The 18,488-nt window shown below is 41.0% G+C and carries 19 protein-coding genes and 4 tRNA genes; 2 read left to right on the top strand and 21 right to left on the bottom strand.

Annotation, left to right across the window (positions count from 1 at the left end; translation table 11 throughout):
- Positions 1-15: 15 nt before the first annotated feature.
- The 17 genes from rplJ to tamL form a co-directional block, all read right to left on the bottom strand.
- Complete coding sequence (rplJ, locus tag BM156_RS18795) at positions 16-534, bottom strand: 50S ribosomal protein L10 (RefSeq protein WP_093921454.1); 519 nt, start codon at positions 532-534, stop codon at positions 16-18.
- Positions 535-548: 14 nt separating this feature from the next.
- A complete protein-coding gene (gene rplA, locus BM156_RS18800; RefSeq protein WP_093921455.1) occupies positions 549-1,244 on the bottom strand; it encodes a 50S ribosomal protein L1 in 696 nt (231 codons plus the stop codon).
- A gap of 14 nt (positions 1,245-1,258) precedes the next feature.
- Positions 1,259-1,702 carry a 50S ribosomal protein L11 gene (gene rplK / locus BM156_RS18805; protein ID WP_093921456.1) on the bottom strand — a complete coding sequence of 148 codons (444 nt, stop codon included), beginning with the start codon at positions 1,700-1,702 and terminating at the stop codon, positions 1,259-1,261.
- 22 nt (positions 1,703-1,724) lie between these two features.
- Positions 1,725-2,273, bottom strand: coding sequence for a transcription termination/antitermination protein NusG (gene nusG, locus BM156_RS18810; RefSeq protein ID WP_093921457.1), 549 nt, complete (start codon positions 2,271-2,273; stop codon positions 1,725-1,727).
- 17 nt (positions 2,274-2,290) lie between these two features.
- Entirely contained in the window at positions 2,291-2,482 is a 192-nt protein-coding gene (secE, locus tag BM156_RS18815; protein ID WP_093921458.1) for a preprotein translocase subunit SecE, read from the bottom strand.
- A gap of 141 nt (positions 2,483-2,623) precedes the next feature.
- Positions 2,624-3,811, bottom strand: a complete 1,188-nt coding sequence (gene tuf / locus BM156_RS18820; protein ID WP_093921459.1) for an elongation factor Tu — start codon at positions 3,809-3,811, stop codon at positions 2,624-2,626.
- A 43-nt stretch (positions 3,812-3,854) separates the two neighbouring features.
- Positions 3,855-3,926 (bottom strand) — tRNA-Thr (locus BM156_RS18825).
- 61 nt (positions 3,927-3,987) lie between these two features.
- Positions 3,988-4,060: transfer RNA gene (locus tag BM156_RS18830), tRNA-Gly, on the bottom strand.
- Between the two features lie 16 nt (positions 4,061-4,076).
- Positions 4,077-4,159 (bottom strand) — tRNA-Tyr (locus BM156_RS18835).
- 29 nt (positions 4,160-4,188) lie between these two features.
- Positions 4,189-4,262: transfer RNA gene (locus tag BM156_RS18840), tRNA-Thr, on the bottom strand.
- Between the two features lie 164 nt (positions 4,263-4,426).
- Entirely contained in the window at positions 4,427-4,729 is a 303-nt protein-coding gene (gene hpf, locus BM156_RS18845; protein ID WP_093921460.1) for a ribosome hibernation-promoting factor, HPF/YfiA family, read from the bottom strand.
- 19 nt (positions 4,730-4,748) lie between these two features.
- Positions 4,749-5,633, bottom strand: coding sequence for a tyrosine-type recombinase/integrase (locus BM156_RS18850; RefSeq protein WP_093921461.1), 885 nt, complete (start codon positions 5,631-5,633; stop codon positions 4,749-4,751).
- Between the two features lie 48 nt (positions 5,634-5,681).
- Positions 5,682-5,873, bottom strand: a complete 192-nt coding sequence (rpsU, locus tag BM156_RS18855; protein ID WP_093921462.1) for a 30S ribosomal protein S21 — start codon at positions 5,871-5,873, stop codon at positions 5,682-5,684.
- Positions 5,874-6,008: 135 nt separating this feature from the next.
- Entirely contained in the window at positions 6,009-6,932 is a 924-nt protein-coding gene (locus BM156_RS18860) for a ComEA family DNA-binding protein (RefSeq protein ID WP_093921463.1), read from the bottom strand.
- 77 nt (positions 6,933-7,009) lie between these two features.
- A complete protein-coding gene (locus tag BM156_RS18865) occupies positions 7,010-8,371 on the bottom strand; it encodes a sodium-dependent transporter (protein ID WP_093921464.1) in 1,362 nt (453 codons plus the stop codon).
- A gap of 169 nt (positions 8,372-8,540) precedes the next feature.
- Positions 8,541-9,623 carry a class II fructose-bisphosphate aldolase gene (fbaA, locus tag BM156_RS18870; RefSeq protein ID WP_093921465.1) on the bottom strand — a complete coding sequence of 361 codons (1,083 nt, stop codon included), beginning with the start codon at positions 9,621-9,623 and terminating at the stop codon, positions 8,541-8,543.
- A gap of 117 nt (positions 9,624-9,740) precedes the next feature.
- On the bottom strand, positions 9,741-12,077 hold the full coding sequence (gene tamL, locus BM156_RS18875) for a translocation and assembly module lipoprotein TamL (protein ID WP_093921466.1): 2,337 nt from the start codon (positions 12,075-12,077) through the stop codon (positions 9,741-9,743).
- A 98-nt stretch (positions 12,078-12,175) separates the two neighbouring features.
- Here tamL and BM156_RS18880 point away from each other — a divergent pair, with 98 nt between their 5' ends.
- Complete coding sequence (locus BM156_RS18880) at positions 12,176-12,946, top strand: RNA methyltransferase (protein WP_093921467.1); 771 nt, start codon at positions 12,176-12,178, stop codon at positions 12,944-12,946.
- A 490-nt stretch (positions 12,947-13,436) separates the two neighbouring features.
- Here BM156_RS18880 and BM156_RS18885 read toward each other — a convergent pair whose 3' ends face one another.
- The 4 genes from BM156_RS18885 to BM156_RS18900 all read right to left on the bottom strand — a co-directional run bounded on the left by BM156_RS18885 (position 13,437) and on the right by BM156_RS18900 (position 17,619).
- A complete protein-coding gene (locus BM156_RS18885) occupies positions 13,437-14,993 on the bottom strand; it encodes an NAD(P)/FAD-dependent oxidoreductase (protein WP_093921468.1) in 1,557 nt (518 codons plus the stop codon).
- Positions 14,994-14,995: 2 nt separating this feature from the next.
- Positions 14,996-15,775, bottom strand: a complete 780-nt coding sequence (gene porT, locus BM156_RS18890; protein WP_139218335.1) for a type IX secretion/gliding motility protein PorT/SprT — start codon at positions 15,773-15,775, stop codon at positions 14,996-14,998.
- A gap of 84 nt (positions 15,776-15,859) precedes the next feature.
- Positions 15,860-16,582, bottom strand: coding sequence for a bifunctional demethylmenaquinone methyltransferase/2-methoxy-6-polyprenyl-1,4-benzoquinol methylase UbiE (gene ubiE, locus BM156_RS18895; protein ID WP_093921470.1), 723 nt, complete (start codon positions 16,580-16,582; stop codon positions 15,860-15,862).
- On the bottom strand, positions 16,579-17,619 hold the full coding sequence (locus BM156_RS18900) for an AIR synthase-related protein (RefSeq protein ID WP_166642878.1): 1,041 nt from the start codon (positions 17,617-17,619) through the stop codon (positions 16,579-16,581). Before BM156_RS18900 ends, ubiE begins: the two co-directional genes overlap by 4 nt.
- Before the next feature lie 107 nt (positions 17,620-17,726).
- Here BM156_RS18900 and BM156_RS18905 point away from each other — a divergent pair, with 107 nt between their 5' ends.
- Entirely contained in the window at positions 17,727-18,485 is a 759-nt protein-coding gene (locus BM156_RS18905; RefSeq protein ID WP_093921472.1) for an SDR family oxidoreductase, read from the top strand.
- Positions 18,486-18,488 lie beyond the last annotated feature (3 nt).

Consider the following 18,488-nt stretch of genomic DNA (forward strand, 5'->3'; position numbering starts at 1 on the left):
AAATTGTAACTAAATTTATTCTTTTTCTGAAAGTGTCTGAAGGATACCATGGATTTTGTTTCCACCTGATTGCAATTGACCAACAACTGTTTTCATTGGTGATTGTAACAGGGCAACCAAATCGCCAAGTAATTCGTCCTTAGACTTGATTGTGGCTAACACATCCAATTGGTTTTCACCCACATAAACTGATTCTTCAACATACGCTGCTTTTAAAACAGGCTTGTCGTGTTCTTTAGTGAACTGCTTAATCACTTTAGCAGGGGTATTTCCAACTTCACAAAACATGATGGAAGTATTACCCTTGAGAGTTTCGTAAAGCTCTTCAGTATTCTTTTCTGAATTTTCCAAAGCTTTACGCAATAGTGTATTCTTAACTACAACCAGCTTTACATCTTTAGTAAAACATAGGCGCCTTAAACTACTTGAGTCTTCTGCATTCAGGTCAGCAATGTCGGCTAGGTAAAAATGATTGTAAGAGTTGATCTGTTCAGTCAGATTATCAATAATCGCTAATTTTTCTGATCTTTTCATCTTGCAATATTTTACTAGTCAGTAACTGACTTAGGTTCAACTTGAATTCCAGGACTCATTGTGCTTGACAGGTAAATACTTTTAACGTAAGTACCTTTTGCTGCAGTCGGTTTCAGTTTGTTGATTGTGCTCATAAACTCTTGGGCGTTCTCAACGATCTTATCAGCAGTAAATGATACTTTACCGATTGATGTGTGAACGATTCCGAATTTATCAACTTTAAAATCAATTTTACCTTGTTTAACTTCAGCAACAGCTTTGCCTACTTCCATAGTCACGGTTCCGCTTTTTGGGTTTGGCATCAAGCCTCTGGGACCTAAAACCCGACCTAACGGGCCAACTTTTCCCATAACTGGTGGCATTGTAATCACAACGTCAAAATCAGTCCAACCACCTTTGATTTTGTCGATCATATCGTCCAAACCAACGTAGTCAGCACCTGCTTCTTTCGCTTCCGCTTCTTTGTCGGGAGTTACCAAAGCAAGTACGCGAACTTCTTTCCCAGTTCCATGGGGTAAAGATACAACGCCTCTAACCATCTGATTAGCTTTTCTCGGGTCAACTCCAAGACGAACGTCTATATCAATCGAAGCGTCAAATTTTGTGAAAGTAATTTCTTTCAACAAAGAAGCAGCTTCTTCTAATGAATAGACCTTATCTTTTTCGAGTTTTTCCTGAGCAAGCTTTCTATTTTTTGTAATTCTGCCCATTTTAAAAATTTTAATTAGTTATTAGATGGAAATTCACCTGTTACGTTAATTCCCATACTTCTGGCAGTACCAGCAACCATTTTCATAGCAGATTCCACGGTGAAACAGTTCAAGTCAGACATTTTTGATTCAGCAATCTGTTTAACCTGATCCCAGCTTACTTTAGCCACTTTTTTTACGTGTGGCTCAGCTGATCCTGATTTCACTTTAGCGGCTTCAAGCAATTGAACGGCTACTGGGGGTTGTTTAATTACAAAATCAAACGATTTATCTGCATATACAGTAATGATTACTGGAAGCACCTTACCAGCCAACTCTTGTGTCCGGCCGTTAAACTGCTTGCAGAACTGCATAATATTAACCCCTTTGGCACCTAATGCTGGTCCTACCGGAGGTGAAGGGTTAGCTGCACCCCCCTTAATTTGTAACTTAATTAATCCAGCAACTTCTTTAGCCATAATAAAATCAATAAAAATTTAACTACTCCTTTTCAACTTGCATAAAGCTAAGTTCCAAGGGTGTTTTACGTCCAAAAATTTTGACCATCACTTTCAACTTCTTCTTCTCCTCATTGATTTCCTCAATGATTCCGTTGAATCCATTAAAAGGACCGTCAGTAACTTTCACTGTTTCTCCAACCACGTAAGGAATGTTAATTTCCTCATCGTTTTCGGCCATTTCATCAACCCTACCTAAGATACGATTAACTTCAGACTGGCGCATAGGAACAGGATCTCCTCCTTTGGTGTCACCTAAGAATCCGATCACGTTGGTAATATTTTTCAACATGTGTGGAATCTCACCTACCAGAGCAGCTTCGATCAAAAGATAACCGGGGAAGAAGTTACGCTCTTTGCTTACTTTTTTCCCGTTACGAATTTGATACACCTTTTCCGTTGGAATCAAAACCTGTGAAACGTACTCTTGAAGTCCAGCATTTGCAATTTCGCTTTCGATATATTCTTTTACCTTCTTCTCTTTTCCTCCAATAGTCCTAAGAACATACCACTTCTTTACAATTTCGCTCATGTCGATCTCCAATCGTATTAGTAAAATAAACTGTACACAAAGTTCATAATGGTCTCAAAAGAGATATCCATTAAGAATACAATAAGTGCTATAATAAAGGAAGCAACCATCACGATAAATGCACTATTCTGCAACTCTTTCCAAGTTGGCCAAGAAACTTTATGAACAAGCTCATTATAAGCCTCTTCGAAATAGATTTTAAGTTTCATTTTTGTGTGTTTTTTTTAGTTGCTCGGACGGCAGGAAATCGAACCTGCTTTATTAAACACATAAAAACTCCCTTTTGAGTTTCATCCGAAAAGAGTCCCGAACCTCGGGGCTCGGGACTTCTTATTATTTAGTTTCTTGTACTATTCAAGAATTTCAGTTACCTGTCCAGCACCTACTGTACGTCCACCTTCGCGGATTGCAAAACGTAGACCAGTATTCAAGGCTACAGGGTAAATCAAGTTAACAGTGATGGTAACGTTATCACCTGGCATTACCATTTCACGTCCTTCTTCCAAAGTAATCTCACCAGTTACGTCAAGCGTACGCAAGTAGAACTGAGGACGGTATTTGTTATGGAATGGAGTGTGACGTCCACCTTCTTCTTTTTTCAATACGTAAACCTCAGCTTTGAATTTCGTGTGAGGAGTGATTGAACCTGGCTTAGCCAAAATTTGACCACGCTTGATCTCTTTTTTGTCAACACCACGAAGCAACAAACCAACGTTGTCTCCAGCTTGACCATCATCTAAGATCTTACGGAACATCTCAACACCAGTACATACAGTCTTACGACCTTCAGCACCTAAACCAATCAACTGAAGCTCATCACCTGTGTGAACAACACCAGTTTCGATACGACCAGTTGCAACTGTACCACGACCAGTAATAGAGAATACATCTTCAACAGGCATCAAGAATGGCTTGTCAATATCACGTGGAGGAAGTGGAATCCAAGTATCACAAGCTTCCATCAATTCCATCACTTTTGCTTCCCACTCTGGTTCTCCGTTCAATGCACCAAGTGCAGAACCTTGAATTACAGGAGCGTTATCACCATCGAATTCGTAGAAATCCAACAATTCACGAATTTCCATTTCAACAAGCTCTAACAATTCTGGATCTTCCACCATGTCAACTTTGTTCATGAAAACAACCAGTTTAGGTACGTTTACCTGACGAGCCAACAAGATGTGTTCGCGTGTTTGAGGCATAGGACCATCAGTAGCAGCTACTACAATAATAGCACCGTCCATCTGAGCAGCACCAGTTACCATGTTTTTAACGTAATCCGCGTGACCAGGACAGTCAACGTGCGCGTAGTGACGCGTAGCTGTTTGGTACTCAACGTGAGCAGTATTAATAGTAATACCACGCTCTTTTTCTTCTGGAGCACTGTCGATAGAATCGAATGATTTCACTTCAGAGTGTCCATGTTTTGCTAATACTGTAGTAATAGCAGCTGTCAGGGTAGTTTTACCGTGGTCAACGTGGCCGATAGTACCAATGTTCACATGGTCTTTATCCCTGTTAAAATGTTCTTTAGCCATAACTCGTAATTATTAATTTTCTTTTCTATTAATTTATCTTTAGAGCCGAGGACGAGAATTGAACTCGTGACCTCATCCTTACCAAGGATGCGCTCTACCCCTGAGCTACCCCGGCCTTTTCGATCTTACAGTCCAAAAAAATGACTACTAAATTAGTAATCATTTTTTTAAAGTTGAGCGGGAGACGGGATTCAAACCCGCGACCCTTAGCTTGGAAGGCTAATGCTCTATCAGCTGAGCTACTCCCGCAAATTTATCTTCACCGTGGGGAGAGCAGGATTCGAACCTACGAAGTCATAAGACAGCAGATTTACAGTCTGCCCCAGTTGGCCACTTTGGTATCTCCCCAACAATATTTCTAAAGAACTTTTATTTTGAGCCGAATCTCAGATTCGAACTGAGGACCCCGAGATTACAAATCACGTGCTCTGGCCAACTGAGCTAATTCGGCAACATTTTCAAAACCTCTTTTCCCTTCTGCGACCACCCCAATAAAACCTGCTCATTGCGACCAAACCGCTGCAAGCCTTGATTAATCAAGGACTTGTCCGAAAAGGGTTTGCAAATGTATAAATATTTTCAATTAATCCACAAAAAAAAATCTTTTTTTTGCAATTATTTTTCCTTCAGTTTCTCCTTGAACTTAGTTAACTGTCGACGAATCGCGTCAGTAGCTAAATCAATAGCTTCTTCAAATGAGTCGGCTTCTTTTTTAGCGAACAAATATCCGTTTGATGGAATCGAAAGTTTAATCTCAGCTAACTTGTTTTCGGCAGTTTCTGGCTTCAATACTTTTAATGTTACTTCGGCTGAAATAATTCCCTCAAAAAAAGTATCCAGTTTATTTATTTTCTTATTGGCAAAGGTTACCAATTTTTGATCTGGTGTAAAATGAACCGCATTCACATTAATGTTCATAATTTTTCCTCCTCTTAATTTAGGCTCTTGGATGAGCTTGTTTATAAATGCTTTGAAGTTTATCCGTGCTTGTATGGGTATAAACTTGCGTTGCAGCAAGATTACTATGTCCCAACAATTCTTTCACGGCATTTAAGTCGGCCCCATGATTTAATAGATGCGTAGCAAAGCTATGTCTCAATACATGCGGGCTTTTTTTCTCCAATGTTGTTACTAACGCAAGATACTTTTTCACTACGCGATAAACTAATTTTTCATACACCTTTTTTCCTTTTTGAGTCAAAAAAATGTACGGAGAAGTCACTCCAAACTCGGCATCTCTAATTTGAAAATACGCTTCAAATAAAGAATTCAAGCTTCGAGGATATGGAACAATACGTTCTTTATTGTTTTTACCCAACACTTTAATCAAGTGTTCCCTTAAATAAACCTGACTTCGGGTTAGATGAATCAACTCTGAAAGACGAATTCCTGTTCCGTAAAACAGGCTAAGGATTAATTTATCCCTCACCCCTTCAAAATCTTTTTGAAAATAACCATCATCCAACAGGTGATGCAAACTATTTTCATCAACAAATACCGGAAGCTTCTTTGGAATCTTTGGAGTAATTACTCCATCAACCGGACTCAGCGGAACCACTTCCTGCCGAAGCAGGTATTTATAGCACGACTTTAAGGATGTAATTTTTCGTGTTACTGTTTTAGATGTATTACCATCATTCACCAAGGCAACCACCCAAGTTCGAATCAGTTTTGTATCTACCTGCTTAACATCAAAATCCCCGACCGTTTTGAAAACAAACTCTTCAAACTGATCGAGGTCTTTACTGTATGCTACCAAAGTGTTCTTAGAACACCTTTTCTCGAATTTCAAATATTTTAGAAATGATTCCCGATAGGACATTTAAAAACATCATTTAAAGATGCAACAGGGAATCAGGCTAAAAATAATTTAGTCTTCTTCGCGTTGCATTTGTTCAATATAGATAGCCTTTTTTATCTCTGCTCTTCTTTCTACAGAAGGCTTAGTATAGGCTTGTCTTCCACGTAACTCTTTAATCACGCCAGTTTTTTCAAACTTTCTTTTGAATCTCTTAAGGGCTCTTTCGATATTTTCGCCTTCTTTAACAGGAATAACGATCATATTATTTTATTTTAAGCTGTTTAAATTTCGAGCCGCAAATTTATGAATTCTACAGTACTAATCAAATTTATCTCATAAAATTTAACTCTTCTATTCATTATTATCTCAAAATACTCAATAAATTAACGTCTACAGCTATTCTTTAGTTTTCAAATAAGGGGAAATTCTTCGAAAATCCTGATCATTAATCAAGCCATTTAAACGTACAAGCTGAAGATCATGAATAAATCCGTTCGCTGAACGAAAGTCAACCAATGCTCTGGCCATATCCCAAGTAATGTAAGGATGACGGGCCAGTTCTTTTGTTTCTGCAAAATTGATATTAATTTGCGCAACCAAGCTAGTGTCTAGTTCCAGATACGGAAGAATCTTTTTAATAGTTTCCGGTTTTAAGCCATAAACTTCATTCAACTGTTCCAAGCTGGCAAATCCTCCCAACAAATTCCGATACTTGACAATTCGCTTAGACAACACCTCGCCTATCCCATAAAGTATAACAAGCTCTTCTGGTGTTGCAAGGTTGAGCTCGATCAAATCAGGCATCTCCTTTTCATGATGAACAGGAGCTTGGTATCGCTTCTTTGACTTATCAGACAACACATCTTTCTCCCGAGTTATTTCCTTCGGAACTTTCTTATGCGAAAATGTCTTTTCAACAACGATATAAGGCTCAAATTGAGCATAAATGGAATCCGTCACTCCATAGAGCTTGCCAAAGTCTGCAGCCTTATAAAAGCGTCCTCCTTTATCCCGATACTTTAACAGGTTTCGCTTTATTCTGAGAGGAAGTTTCAAACTATCCAGCGCTAGACTATCGATCGTATTTGGATCAAAAGTAAAAAGCACGCCCTTTGCTCTTTGTTCGTCCTTCCGCCTTTTGTCCAACACCAGCATTAGCTCATCCAACTCATCTGGATCAATCTTTGCGGGTTTCTCGAAATAAAAAACAAGCTGATTGGCAGCAATGCCCAAACCAATAAGAACAAGCAAGACAATAATTCCCAAGCGCTCATTACGAGTGAAGGTAAAATACTCACGTATAACATTACGAAACCGCATCTTAATGAATTTGGGTTCATAAAGTTAACACTTTATTTATTAAAATTATTCTTATCTGCCAATTAGGAAAGAGACAACTAGAAACTTAGCAAGCCTATTTGCTGCAAAAACACCATCGCGATAGCAAAAGGAGCAATAAATTTTACGATCAACATGAATGGAGTGATGTACCATAATTTCAAGTCTCCATCATTCGATAATTCCATTTCCGTTTTTTTACGCCCCAGGTACCACCCAACAAACAAAACAATAAGCAAGCCTCCCAGTGGCAATAAGATATTGGCAGAAGTAAAATCAAGAAGCTCGAACACATTCTTTCCCCAAATGCTCACATCTTTCATTGGCCCCCAAGATAACGCACACATAAAACCCAATACAGAAACCGATGCTGCTGCGAGCCAAGTTGCCTTCTTTCGACTCACCCGGAATTCTTCAACAAAGTAGGCTACAATAACCTCCAGCACCGAAATCGTAGAGGTAAGTGCAGCAACCCCAAGCAGTAAAAAAAACAATATTGAGAAGAAATATCCCCCGGTCATCTGTTGAAAGATATTGGGCAGTGTAATGTACACCAAGCCCTCGCCCGAACCTGGCTCAATTCCAAACGCAAACACCGCAGGAAAAATAGCGACACCAGCCAATACTGCAATTAAGGTATCAGTAAAAGCAACCGACAAAGCGGCACTTCCAAGGTTCTCCTTTTTCTGAATGTAAGAAGAATAGGTTATCAGCGTTCCCATTCCGATACTTAATGAAAAAAAAGCTTGCCCTAAGGCCTCCAAAATCGTGGAAGCTGTTAGTTTCGAGAAATCCGGTTTAAACAAAAACTCCATTCCTCCAGCAGCACCATCCAAGGTTAGCGACCGAATGCACAAAACAATCAAAATCACAAACAAAATGGGCATCAAAATCTTCGTATATTTTTCAATCCCATTTTTTACGCCCGACACGATGATTAATGCAGTTAATCCCATAAAGACAAAAAACCACAATAACGGCCTTGAACTCCCACTTCGGAAGTCATTAAACATGGTTGTCAGCTCAGTGGCATTTTTCCCGGCAAAGCCATTTGTAAACGACTGGTAAATATATTCAAGAGTCCAACCGGCAACAGCTGTATAGAAAGCTAAAATCATAAAAGCAGCAGCAACCCCCATAATTCCAACAACGGACCATGGTTTTCCGGGAGCCAAAAACTTGAATGCCCCAAAAGCATTTCGCTGCGAACTACGGCCAATAACAAACTCAGACATCATCACCGGCAAACCAATGGCAACAACAAAAGCCAGGTATACAATGAGGAATGCTCCTCCCCCGTTTTCTCCGACCACATACGGAAACCGCCAAATATTACCTAAACCAATGGCGGAACCAGCCGTAGCTGCAATCACACCAAACCTACTTCCAAACGAATCACGACTAGCGGGTACTCCTGACATACTTTTTGTTTTAAATCAGTAATTAAAGGTTATGTTTTCTTATATTTTTTTACTTTTTCGGCGTAAAAATGCAAATATTTTCTTTTTCATCAAATTATCCCTTTAAAAGCAAGCACAAAAAAAGGCCCTCCTTTTCAGGAGAGCCTTCGATTTATTGTATGGTCAAAAATTAGTTTTTGCCAATGCAGTTCAAGTCTTCGAATGCTACTTTCAAACGAGCAATCATTGCTTCTTCTGCTTTACGAATCCAAACACGTGGATCGTAGAATTTTTTATTTGGTTTTTCGTCACCTTCTGGGTTACCAATTTGTCCTTGCAGGTAGTCATGGTTAGCAGCTTCGAATGCACGAACGCCTTCCCAATATGCCCACTGCGTATCGGTATCGATATTCATTTTAATAACACCATAAGAAATTGCTTCACGAATTTCTTCCAAAGAAGAACCTGATCCACCGTGGAAAACAAAGTCTACAGGCTTAGCATCTGCAGTGTTGTATTTTTCTGCGATGAATTTTTGAGAATCATCCAAAATTTTCGGAGTCAATTTAACGTTACCTGGCTTGTAAACACCATGTACGTTTCCGAATGAAGCAGCAATTGTGAAGTTAGGGCTGATTTTGCTCAATTCTTCGTATGCGTAAGCTACTTCTTCTGGTTGAGTATAAAGCAATGAATTGTCAACATCAGTGTTATCAACACCATCTTCTTCACCACCAGTTACACCCAATTCAATTTCCAAAGTCATACCAATTTTGCTCATGCGAGCCAAGTATTCTTTGCAAATAGCGATGTTTTCTTCCAATGGTTCTTCTGACAAGTCAAGCATGTGAGAAGAAAACAAAGGTTTTCCTGTTTCAGCAAAGTGTTTTTCACCAGCGTCAAGCAATCCATCAATCCAAGGCAACAATTTTTTTGCGGCGTGGTCAGTGTGCAAAATTACTTTCACTCCGTAAGCTTCAGCCAACATGTGAATTGATTTTGCTCCAGCAACAGCACCAGCAACCTGAGCTTGTTGTCCTTCTAATTTCAAGCCTTTACCGGCATAGAATTGAGCTCCTCCGTTAGAGAATTGAACAATTACAGGAGAGTCAACAACTTTTGCAGCTTCGATAACCGCGTTAACTGAACTTGAAGTTGTTACGTTAACAGCTGGTAATGCAAATTGATTTTCTTTAGCAACTTTAAAAATGTATTGCACATCCTCACCAGTTACAACACCTGGCTTGATGTTATCAAAAAGTTTTTCGCTCATAGCTTCTATGTATTAAAAATTTATACGAGATTAAATTGTTCGGATTCTAAATCTTTGATCGGCTGCAAATTTACGAATAAAAAAGCAAAAAAAGTGAGCCGTTGTATTAAATGGAAGTTAAAACGGATACCCAATTGCAAAGCTTAAAGCAAAATGGTCTTTGTTAATCGGATAATTCCCAATAATAAATCGCTTACCAGGATCCAGTGATGGGTCGCGCAATTTCATTCCCAAGTCGAGCCGAAAAACAAAGTAGGTAAAATCAAATCGCAAGCCTGTTCCGGTACCAATTGCAATTTGCTTATAAAATTCGTCAATCCGGAATTGAGCCCCGGGACGGTTATCCTTATTATTGATGGCCCAAATATTTCCTGCATCCAGAAAGAAAGCCCCTTCAATCCGCCAAAAGAAACGGTAACGATACTCCAGGTTGGCTTCCAGTTTAATGTCTGACGACTGGTTAGGATATGCTCCTGTTTGTGCCTTATAAGTCCCCGGGCCCAATGAACGAACCTGCCAGGCTCTAATCCCGTTGGCTCCCCCTGTAAAATACTTTTTCTCAAAAGGCAAGACATCAAAATTACCATAAGGCAAACCGACTCCGACAAACGCACGTCCGACCAATGAATTGTATTTATCAATCATATAACCATAGCGGTATTCGAAGTCTGCCTTTAAGTATTGCGCAAAGCGCGTTCCCAAAATCTTATGATAGCTCGATGTCTGTCCAGTCACCGTATCGGTTACCACAGCCTTTTCATGATTCACCAAGCCGGTATAAGCTGACAACAAATTACCAGCCGATTCAAACGACCATTTCCAATAGCGGTAATTGGCTCTTTTCTTCAGGTTTTGATTGTTGTTTACCTGGGTGTAATTCAAGGCAAAAATAAGGTGGTCTGTAAAACTACTTTTAATGTATAGGTCCTTGATTGAATTAATGAACTCATCATTAAACTCATATAAATTGACGTAGTTAAAGTCAACCAAATTCAGAAAATGAGTTCGTTCTGTCGAGGATTTCCAGTTGTACCCAAAGCGAAAGTTGGTGATTGTCCGCGTATAATCAGGTCTACGCTGGTAGTTAAAACCCAACGTCAGGCTCGTCTGCGGAACCTGGTAATTAAACAAGCGTGGACTCTTTAGCGGACTCAAAAACTTCGGAATAGTTAAGGAGCCTTCCAAGCCAAACTCGCGGGTATTAAAATCCAGCTTATCATCACTGAATAATCGTTGCTGACGCTCAATGGCCCCTTTTAAATTTAGGTTAAATATTTCAGCTCCCCGAAAAACATTTCGATGTTGATAATTCAAGTTACCAGCGACTCCAAGATTCCCTGAAGAGTTTGTCCCTTCTACGTCTACTGAAAATCCTTGACGGGGAAGTGCCGTTAGTTGAAAGTTACAATCAAGAATACCTGTACGCTCATCAATTACCGAATCAGCCTCTTCAAAGTTAAGGTTGACCACCCGAAACTGCCGCAGCTGAATCAACGAACGGTATGTTTTCTCGACATTACTTAAAGAATAGTAAGTACTATCGCCAATCCGGTTAATGTTATAAAATAACTCTGGCTTGTATTTCAACTTATCCCGAAAAGTAAAGGTATAAGGCGCGTCCTGCAAGGTATCGTTTTTTGCCAGTAGTTCAGGAGTTACCAATGGGGCCGGAACAAAATCGGGAATGATATGATAATTGCGGACGACGTACTTCTTATGAGGTAAAACCGAGTCTTGCTCACTCTCCAAATCCCGATCAGACACCTCGACCACCAAATCCACTTGCTTTTCGGCTCCCCTTAAACTACTATCGGCCTGATAGGTGATGTAATCTTTTGTAAAATTATAATAGCCATGATTTCTCAGATGGTTAGCAATCCGACTTCGTTCAGCATTCAGAACATCCACATCAAAAACAGAACCACTACGGATTAATTGCTTGGTTGAATCGCCCATAATTAAAGGTTCAAGCGTTTTGTCCTGTATATGGTATGAATAGTTCCGAATGCGATAAGGCTTCCCTGTTTCGATACGATAGATTAAATCAACCTTGCGTTTTCGTACGCGTACCGTCAACTCTTCTTCGATATGCGCATCATAATAGCCTTTGTTTTTCAAATAGAGTTTCAACTGCTGCTTCGATCGCTCAGTCATATACTCATCATAAACAACCGGAGCCTCGCCAATTCGCTTAAACCATCCTTTCTCCTTCTTTTTTGATGATAAATTATACAAGCCCAAGTGAAATTTCGTAACCCCCAGGATCTTCAGGTTCTCCTTTTGACGAATTTGCGCTTGCAACTCTTCCTTATTCACCAACTTATTGTCGATCTCAACATCGGTATCATTCAGCAGGTATTTCCCTTCCGGGACAAAGCGGGTAGATGAGCAAGAATACAATACGCCTGCCAATAACAGACCTATCAAGTAATTAACCAGTTTTCTCTTGCTCATTGCTCTCTTGTTTCTAGTAGTTTTCACAAAAATAAACACTATCGGACGCAAACAAATCGATTAGGCTTTTTATTTTTACAAATTGTTTGCCAATCATCATGCTAAGTAAAAATAAAATAAAGTTCATCCAATCGCTTAATCGTAAAAAGATACGCGAGCAAGAACAGGTTTACCTTGTTGAAGGAAGTAAGATTGTACTAGAAGCCATTGAAAATAAGCTCACTATTAAGCTCCTGATTGGAACACCCGATTTTTTTGAAGCCAACCAAATCCCTCGGAATGTAGCTGAAGAATGTGTGATCTGCGGGTTGGACGAGCTAAAAAAGGCGAGTCTTCAACAAGCACCGCAGCAAGCCATCGCTGTCATTAGTCAAAATAAGTCGGACTTTATTCCCCAACAACTGCCCCAAGAGCTGGCTTTAGCGTTGGATTTCATTCAGGATCCAGGGAATTTGGGGACCATTATCAGAATGGCTGACTGGTTTGGAATTCGTCATATTTTTTGCTCGGATAATACGGTTGATTGTTACAACCCTAAAGTGATCCAAGCCAGCATGGGAGCAATCTTCAGAGTACAGCTACACTACATCAATTTAGAAGATCTCATTACCCAGGCTGCTAACGAGCAGCTACCTGTTTACGGAACTTTTTTAGAAGGCGAAAACATATACCAGGCAACACTTGCCCCTGCAGGGATTCTGGTTATGGGAAATGAAGGAAAAGGTATTTCAAATTCGGTTGCAAACAAAATCAACCAGAAAATTCATATTCCCTCATTTGCTTTTGGCAATGGTTCCGAATCGTTGAACGTAGCTACTGCTACAGCTATTTGTTGCTCCGAGTTTAAGCGAAGGGCTTTGGAAGATTAGAAGGTTGGAAGATTAGAAGGTTGGAAGGTTAGAATATTAGAAGGGTTGAATGACAGAAATTTTGGAGTTCGAGATCAATCATCAATCCTTCTAGCCTGAGCATCTGAAAATCCGACTATCTGAAAATCCGTCTTTTGCCTTCTTCTACCAGTCTCCTCTTTCCCAGAAGAAAAACTCCAAAAGCAGCGCAATGTAAAAATCAGCCTTTGACTATTTGCCAAAGGTCATTTTTTCAACAAAATAGGCTTTGGACAAAACTCCAAAGGTCATCCAACCAAGAAAACGCCGCATTTTAATTTATCCAAAGGCTGTCCAAGCAAAAAAACAGTTCATTTCTACTTCTCCAAAGCTCCACCAAGCAAAAAGCTGGTTTGGATAAACCAAAATAAAGCCAAATCAACTAGTTCTACTTTAATTCTTAAAATCATCGTTGAAAGATAATCCTTCTAGTCTGAGCATCTGAAAATTTTTGCCTTTGCCTTTTGGGTCTTTAATCTCCAATTGCCAAGGCTACCGCTTCTGCACATCGCTCCCCGTCAATAGCCGAAGAAGCGATTCCACCGGCATAGCCAGCCCCCTCACCACAAGGATATAAACCTTTGATGCGAATGTGCTGCAAATTGGTTTCATCACGCGGAATTCGCACCGGAGAAGAAGTACGGGATTCCACCCCCACCGCAATGCCTTCACCTGAAAGAAATCCGTGGGCTTTCCGATCAATTTGCCGAATCCCTTCCCTTAACCGGCTTGCAACACGCTTAGGAAGTTTCTCATGCAAAGGAGAACTAATTAGGCCCGGGCGATAAGAGCTCTCAGGCAAATCAGCAGAACGCTTCCCGGAAACAAAATCGGTCAGTCGCTGAGCCGGAGCAAACTGTGTTTGCCCATTCATCATGAAACAAAGTTTCTCGATATGCTTCTGAAACTCCAGGCCGGCAAAAACACCGTACTGCTTAAATTCGCGCAGATCTTCCGGCCGAACCTCGGCCACCAAGCCGGAATTAGCAAACGGCGAGTTACGCTTTGATGCAGACATCCCATTAACCACCAACTCGCCAGGAGCTGTAGCTGCCGGAACAATAAATCCACCGGGGCACATACAAAATGAATAAACGCCCCGATCGTTAACCTGCTCAACAAAAGAATAGGTGGCTGCTGGCAGGTAAGGTCCCCGCTGTGCTTGATGATATTGAATAGAATCAATCAGTGCTTGTGGGTGCTCCACCCGAACGCCCATTGCAAAGGTCTTTGCTTCCAAATTCACGCCCTGCTTCCAAAGCATTTCATAAATATCACGGGCCGAATGGCCTGTTGCCAGAATTACAGCATCAAAATCGTAACGTTGGCCATTAGCCAACTTCACTCCTTTACATTGGTCATTTTTCAACACCAACTCTTCTATCCGACTATTGAAATGAATTTCTCCTCCTGAAGCTATAATCTGTTCCCGAATTCCGCGGATCACTGCTGGCAATTTATCTGTTCCCACATGCGGATGGGCATCAATCAGGATCTGCGGATCTGCCCCAAACTGAACAAGCACCTCCAAAATCTTCTTAACACTTCCCCGCTTTTTTGAACGGGTATAAAGTTTCCCATCCGAAAAAGTTCCGGCTCCACCTTCTCCAAAACCATAGTTCGAATCGGGATCGACCGTGTGCTCTCGGTAAATTTTGGCAATGTCCCGCTTCCGATCATGGACATTCTTCCCGCGCTCAAAGATAATCGGTTTATACCCCAATTCGATTAATCGCAGGGCTGCAAACAAGCCAGCCGGCCCAGCACCAACAATCCCTACTGGTGGTCGGTGCGCCACTTCCGGATAGGTGTAAACAGTCGATTCCTGCTCAGGCTGCTCTCCAACAAAAACAGCTACACCCAGGTTGATACGAATTTGCCGCTGACGAGCATCAATCGACTTACGACGTACGACAATTGCCGTAATATCATCTTCAGTTACCCCCAACTTATGTGCGATTAAAGGGCGGTAAAACTGTTCATCCGACGCCTGTTTAGGAGTCAAGGAGATGTTAAATTCTTTCTTCAATGTTATTCGAAATGGAAACTTAAAGTGAATACGTTTGAACTCAGCTTTTTAATTGCTGAGGTATAATACTGGCGTTGAGTCATTCCGTCCGGGCCATCATTCAGCATGTTGCCAAGCCCCAGACTAACTTTCAACTCGGTAGACAATCGGAAAAAACGCAGGTAAGTATCCCAACCAACACCCGCTTCAAAATAAAAACCGCCCCGCTTGACACGAACCAAATCTTCCTTACCCGTTTTTGAGATATCGACCCTAAAGGCAGGTCCTGCAATCAGATAAGGCCGTTGGTTATTCAATCGGCTTGATTTGTACTTAACCAGCAAAGGCAAGTCAATGTAAGTACTCTTAATGGAGTAATATTCGAGTGGTTCAGAACCTTCATTCACATCATAAACGGGGACATTATAGGTCAGGCGACGCTCGCCAAAAGACAGTCCCGGTAAAAACCGTAAATCAAAGTACTCTCCCAATCTCAAGTTGGTCACAATCCCAACCGTTAAACCAGGAACCTGTTCCGCAATATCGGCATACACCGTATCTCGAGCAGTAACTGGCCGCTCTCCCGGATTAAACAGGGGCGACTGCCAAGTATCATCAATTTCAGGATTCAAGCTCAAAGGACGATAGTGTTCCAAGTGGAAGTCTAGCGTATTAATAGCGATGGTAAAACCAAAGTGCAAAGGTTTATCATCAAAGGTGGTTAAGTTCTTTACCCGCTCCATTTGGGCAAAGCCACTTAACGACAAATACAAAAATGCGATAATGCTAATGAGCTTTTTCACTGATCCTGGTCTGTATTAATATCCTAAATCAAAAACCACAATATTCGAAAAATATTGTCTGACAGAACATTTGAATGCCTGTAATTATTTCTGTGCAATATAAATCGTTGCAATCCCCAAAGTTAATCGCTTTTGCGAAACCTTCCGAAAACCGGTATCCCGAAGAATCTTCAGCATGACTTGGTCATCGGGGAAAGCCATCACCGACTCCGGCAAATAACTATAGGCCGATGCATCTTTTGACACCATTCGCCCGACAAGTGGAAGAATGTGGAAAAAGTAAAAACGATAAAGTTGTTTGAACGGGAAATAGCGCGGTTTTGAAAACTCTAAAATAATGGCAACCCCATCCGTTCTCAACACGCGTAAAAATTCATCCAACCCTTTCTGCAGGTGTTCAAAATTCCGCACCCCAAAGGCAACCGTAATAGCATCAAACTCATCATTATCAAAAGGCATCGCTTCCGAATCACCTTTTTTAAACTTGATGAGTTTCTCCAGGCCAAGCTTACGAACCTTTTCCTCTCCAACCTTCAGCATTTGTTCCGATAGGTCGAAGCCAACAATCTCGTCAACCTTCAATCGGGCTGTCGCAATGGCAAAGTCGCCTGTTCCCGAAGCAACATCTAAAATTCGTTTGGGCTGAAAGGTACTTAAAACGCGTACGGCTTTTTTCCGCCAAAGCTTATCGATGCCCAAACTTAAAAAGTGGTTTAAAAAATCGTATTTCGGAGCAATATTGTCAAACATCTGTTCAACTTGCTCTTTCTTGTTCTTATCAGAATCTTGGTATGGTGCTACTGTCATTCAGCGTTTGGTATCATTTTATCAATATAACCCAGCGACTCGTCATCAATTCGAATCTCCCCTTTTGTCACATGGCCTGCAGTAAAGAATGGGAGCTTTGTTTCTTGCATGAAATCAACAAAGTCATCCACCTTTTCCTGAGGTACTCCCACAATCAAACGGCCCATGGATTCGCCAAACAAAAAGGCATCGCGACGAATCTCTGCATCGGTTGTAATATCGAAGCCATAACCAGCCGACATTCCTGCCCGAAGCAACGAAAAGAAAAGTCCTCCTTTTCCTACAGGGCTTGCTGATGTTATCAGTTGTTGATCAACCAGCGTTTTCATCGCTGTTTGCAAGCGAACCTCCAAATCGATATTAAACTTTGGAAGTGGAGAATCAAATATCTCATGATAAAACTCCAGGTACTCCGAAGAGTTAATGTCATCGTAAGACTGTCCGATCACAAAAATGTTATTCCCCTTATTCTTCAGTTTGTGGGTGATCACCTTGTTTTTATCTTCCACACTTCCCATCATACTGATGATGATGGTTGGAGTAACTGCCCCGTGCCCACTAAAATAGTCGAAGCGAATTTTCCGGTCAGCCACTTTTATGCCAAATTTATCGCAGGCATTTTCCAATCCCTGTTTGGCTCCCGAAGCAATAAACTGTCCATTCGGATGAGCAATATTGATATGATAAAGGAAGGCGTTCACCGCTTCCGGTTTTACACCATAGCAAGCCATGCGCCGGGCTGCACGACTAATCAAAATCTCAATTGCGGTCTTCGGATCCGTTTCCAGGTGATGATGAAAAGCATGAGTGGTCATAGCCATCATCTGCCCATTGTCGGCAGTAAAAATCCCCGAATCATCGGTCTCTCCGTTAGCCACGTTTTCCAGATCAAATCCTTCTTCACTAAAATCATTAAAGTAATTAACCGGAGCCAAATTAGGATTGACCATTAGGTTAAAAACAATATCATTGATATCTTTGGGCTCTTCAATCTGATCAATAGAGAACACCTCTTTGTTTTCAGCAATTTCAGCCATAACTTTTAATTCTTTACATCGATTAACGAAAACAAAAATAGTCAAGTAGTTGATTTTTCCATAAAAAAAAGGGAATTTTAATTCCCCTGAAAAAATACCAATCAGCCATGAAACAAAAAATTGCATTCATTACCGGAGCAACTGCCGGAATCGGATTAGAGACAGCCAAAATACTTGCTGAGAACCAATTCAAGCTTATTCTTACCGGAAGGAGAAAAGAGCGCTTGGATCAATTGAAAACGGACCTGGAAAAAGAAGGGACTCAAGTAATCACCTTATGCTTTGATGTTCGCAACAAGGCAGAAGTGGAACAAGCCTTAGCGGCACTTCCCGAGGAATGGAAAAAAGTTGATGTCTTGATTAATAATGCCGGCTTAGCGGCTGGCCTTGATCCAGTTCACCAGGCAGCGATCGATGATTGGGAAACCATGATTGACACCAATGTTAAGGGCCTGCTTTATATGTCACGCATCGTGTCTAATTGGATGATTGAGCAACAAAGTGGACAGATCATCAATATTTCATCCATCGCCGGAATTGAATCCTACCCCAATGGATCAGTATACTGTGCCACCAAGCACGCCGTGAACGCCATTAGCAAGGCCATGCGCATTGAGTTGGCTCCTCATAACATCAAGGTGGGCACCATCAGCCCGGGAGCTCTCGAAACAGAATTCTCACTGGTTCGTTTTAAGGGAGATCAGCAAAAAGCCGATCAGGTTTATGAAGGTTTTACCCCTTTAAATGCCCGCGACATTGCAGAAAGTATTTACTTTGTGCTTTCAAGACCAGCCCATGTAAACATTGCAGACATTCTCATTATGCCTACAGCACAGGGCTCGGCCAGAGATATTTTCAGAAAATAAAAG

The organism is Sunxiuqinia elliptica, from assembly GCF_900113005.1.
In the GTDB taxonomy this organism is placed as follows: domain Bacteria; phylum Bacteroidota; class Bacteroidia; order Bacteroidales; family Prolixibacteraceae; genus Sunxiuqinia; species Sunxiuqinia elliptica.

Coding starts and splice junctions, on each gene's coding strand:
- BM156_RS18850 (WP_093921461.1), bottom strand. CDS start 5,633: ATGTCCTATCGGGAATCATTTCTAAAATATTTGAAATTCGAGAAAAGG.
- tuf (WP_093921459.1), bottom strand. CDS start 3,811: ATGGCTAAAGAACATTTTAACAGGGATAAAGACCATGTGAACATTGGT.
- BM156_RS18865 (WP_093921464.1), bottom strand. CDS start 8,371: ATGTCAGGAGTACCCGCTAGTCGTGATTCGTTTGGAAGTAGGTTTGGT.
- hpf (WP_093921460.1), bottom strand. CDS start 4,729: ATGAACATTAATGTGAATGCGGTTCATTTTACACCAGATCAAAAATTG.
- rplJ (WP_093921454.1), bottom strand. CDS start 534: ATGAAAAGATCAGAAAAATTAGCGATTATTGATAATCTGACTGAACAG.
- secE (WP_093921458.1), bottom strand. CDS start 2,482: ATGAAACTTAAAATCTATTTCGAAGAGGCTTATAATGAGCTTGTTCAT.
- rplA (WP_093921455.1), bottom strand. CDS start 1,244: ATGGGCAGAATTACAAAAAATAGAAAGCTTGCTCAGGAAAAACTCGAA.
- BM156_RS18900 (WP_166642878.1), bottom strand. CDS start 17,619: ATGGCTGAAATTGCTGAAAACAAAGAGGTGTTCTCTATTGATCAGATT.
- BM156_RS18860 (WP_093921463.1), bottom strand. CDS start 6,932: ATGCGGTTTCGTAATGTTATACGTGAGTATTTTACCTTCACTCGTAAT.
- BM156_RS18905 (WP_093921472.1), top strand. CDS start 17,727: ATGAAACAAAAAATTGCATTCATTACCGGAGCAACTGCCGGAATCGGA.
- rplK (WP_093921456.1), bottom strand. CDS start 1,702: ATGGCTAAAGAAGTTGCTGGATTAATTAAGTTACAAATTAAGGGGGGT.
- BM156_RS18880 (WP_093921467.1), top strand. CDS start 12,176: ATGCTAAGTAAAAATAAAATAAAGTTCATCCAATCGCTTAATCGTAAA.
- ubiE (WP_093921470.1), bottom strand. CDS start 16,582: ATGACAGTAGCACCATACCAAGATTCTGATAAGAACAAGAAAGAGCAA.
- nusG (WP_093921457.1), bottom strand. CDS start 2,273: ATGAGCGAAATTGTAAAGAAGTGGTATGTTCTTAGGACTATTGGAGGA.
- fbaA (WP_093921465.1), bottom strand. CDS start 9,623: ATGAGCGAAAAACTTTTTGATAACATCAAGCCAGGTGTTGTAACTGGT.
- rpsU (WP_093921462.1), bottom strand. CDS start 5,873: ATGATCGTTATTCCTGTTAAAGAAGGCGAAAATATCGAAAGAGCCCTT.
- tamL (WP_093921466.1), bottom strand. CDS start 12,077: ATGAGCAAGAGAAAACTGGTTAATTACTTGATAGGTCTGTTATTGGCA.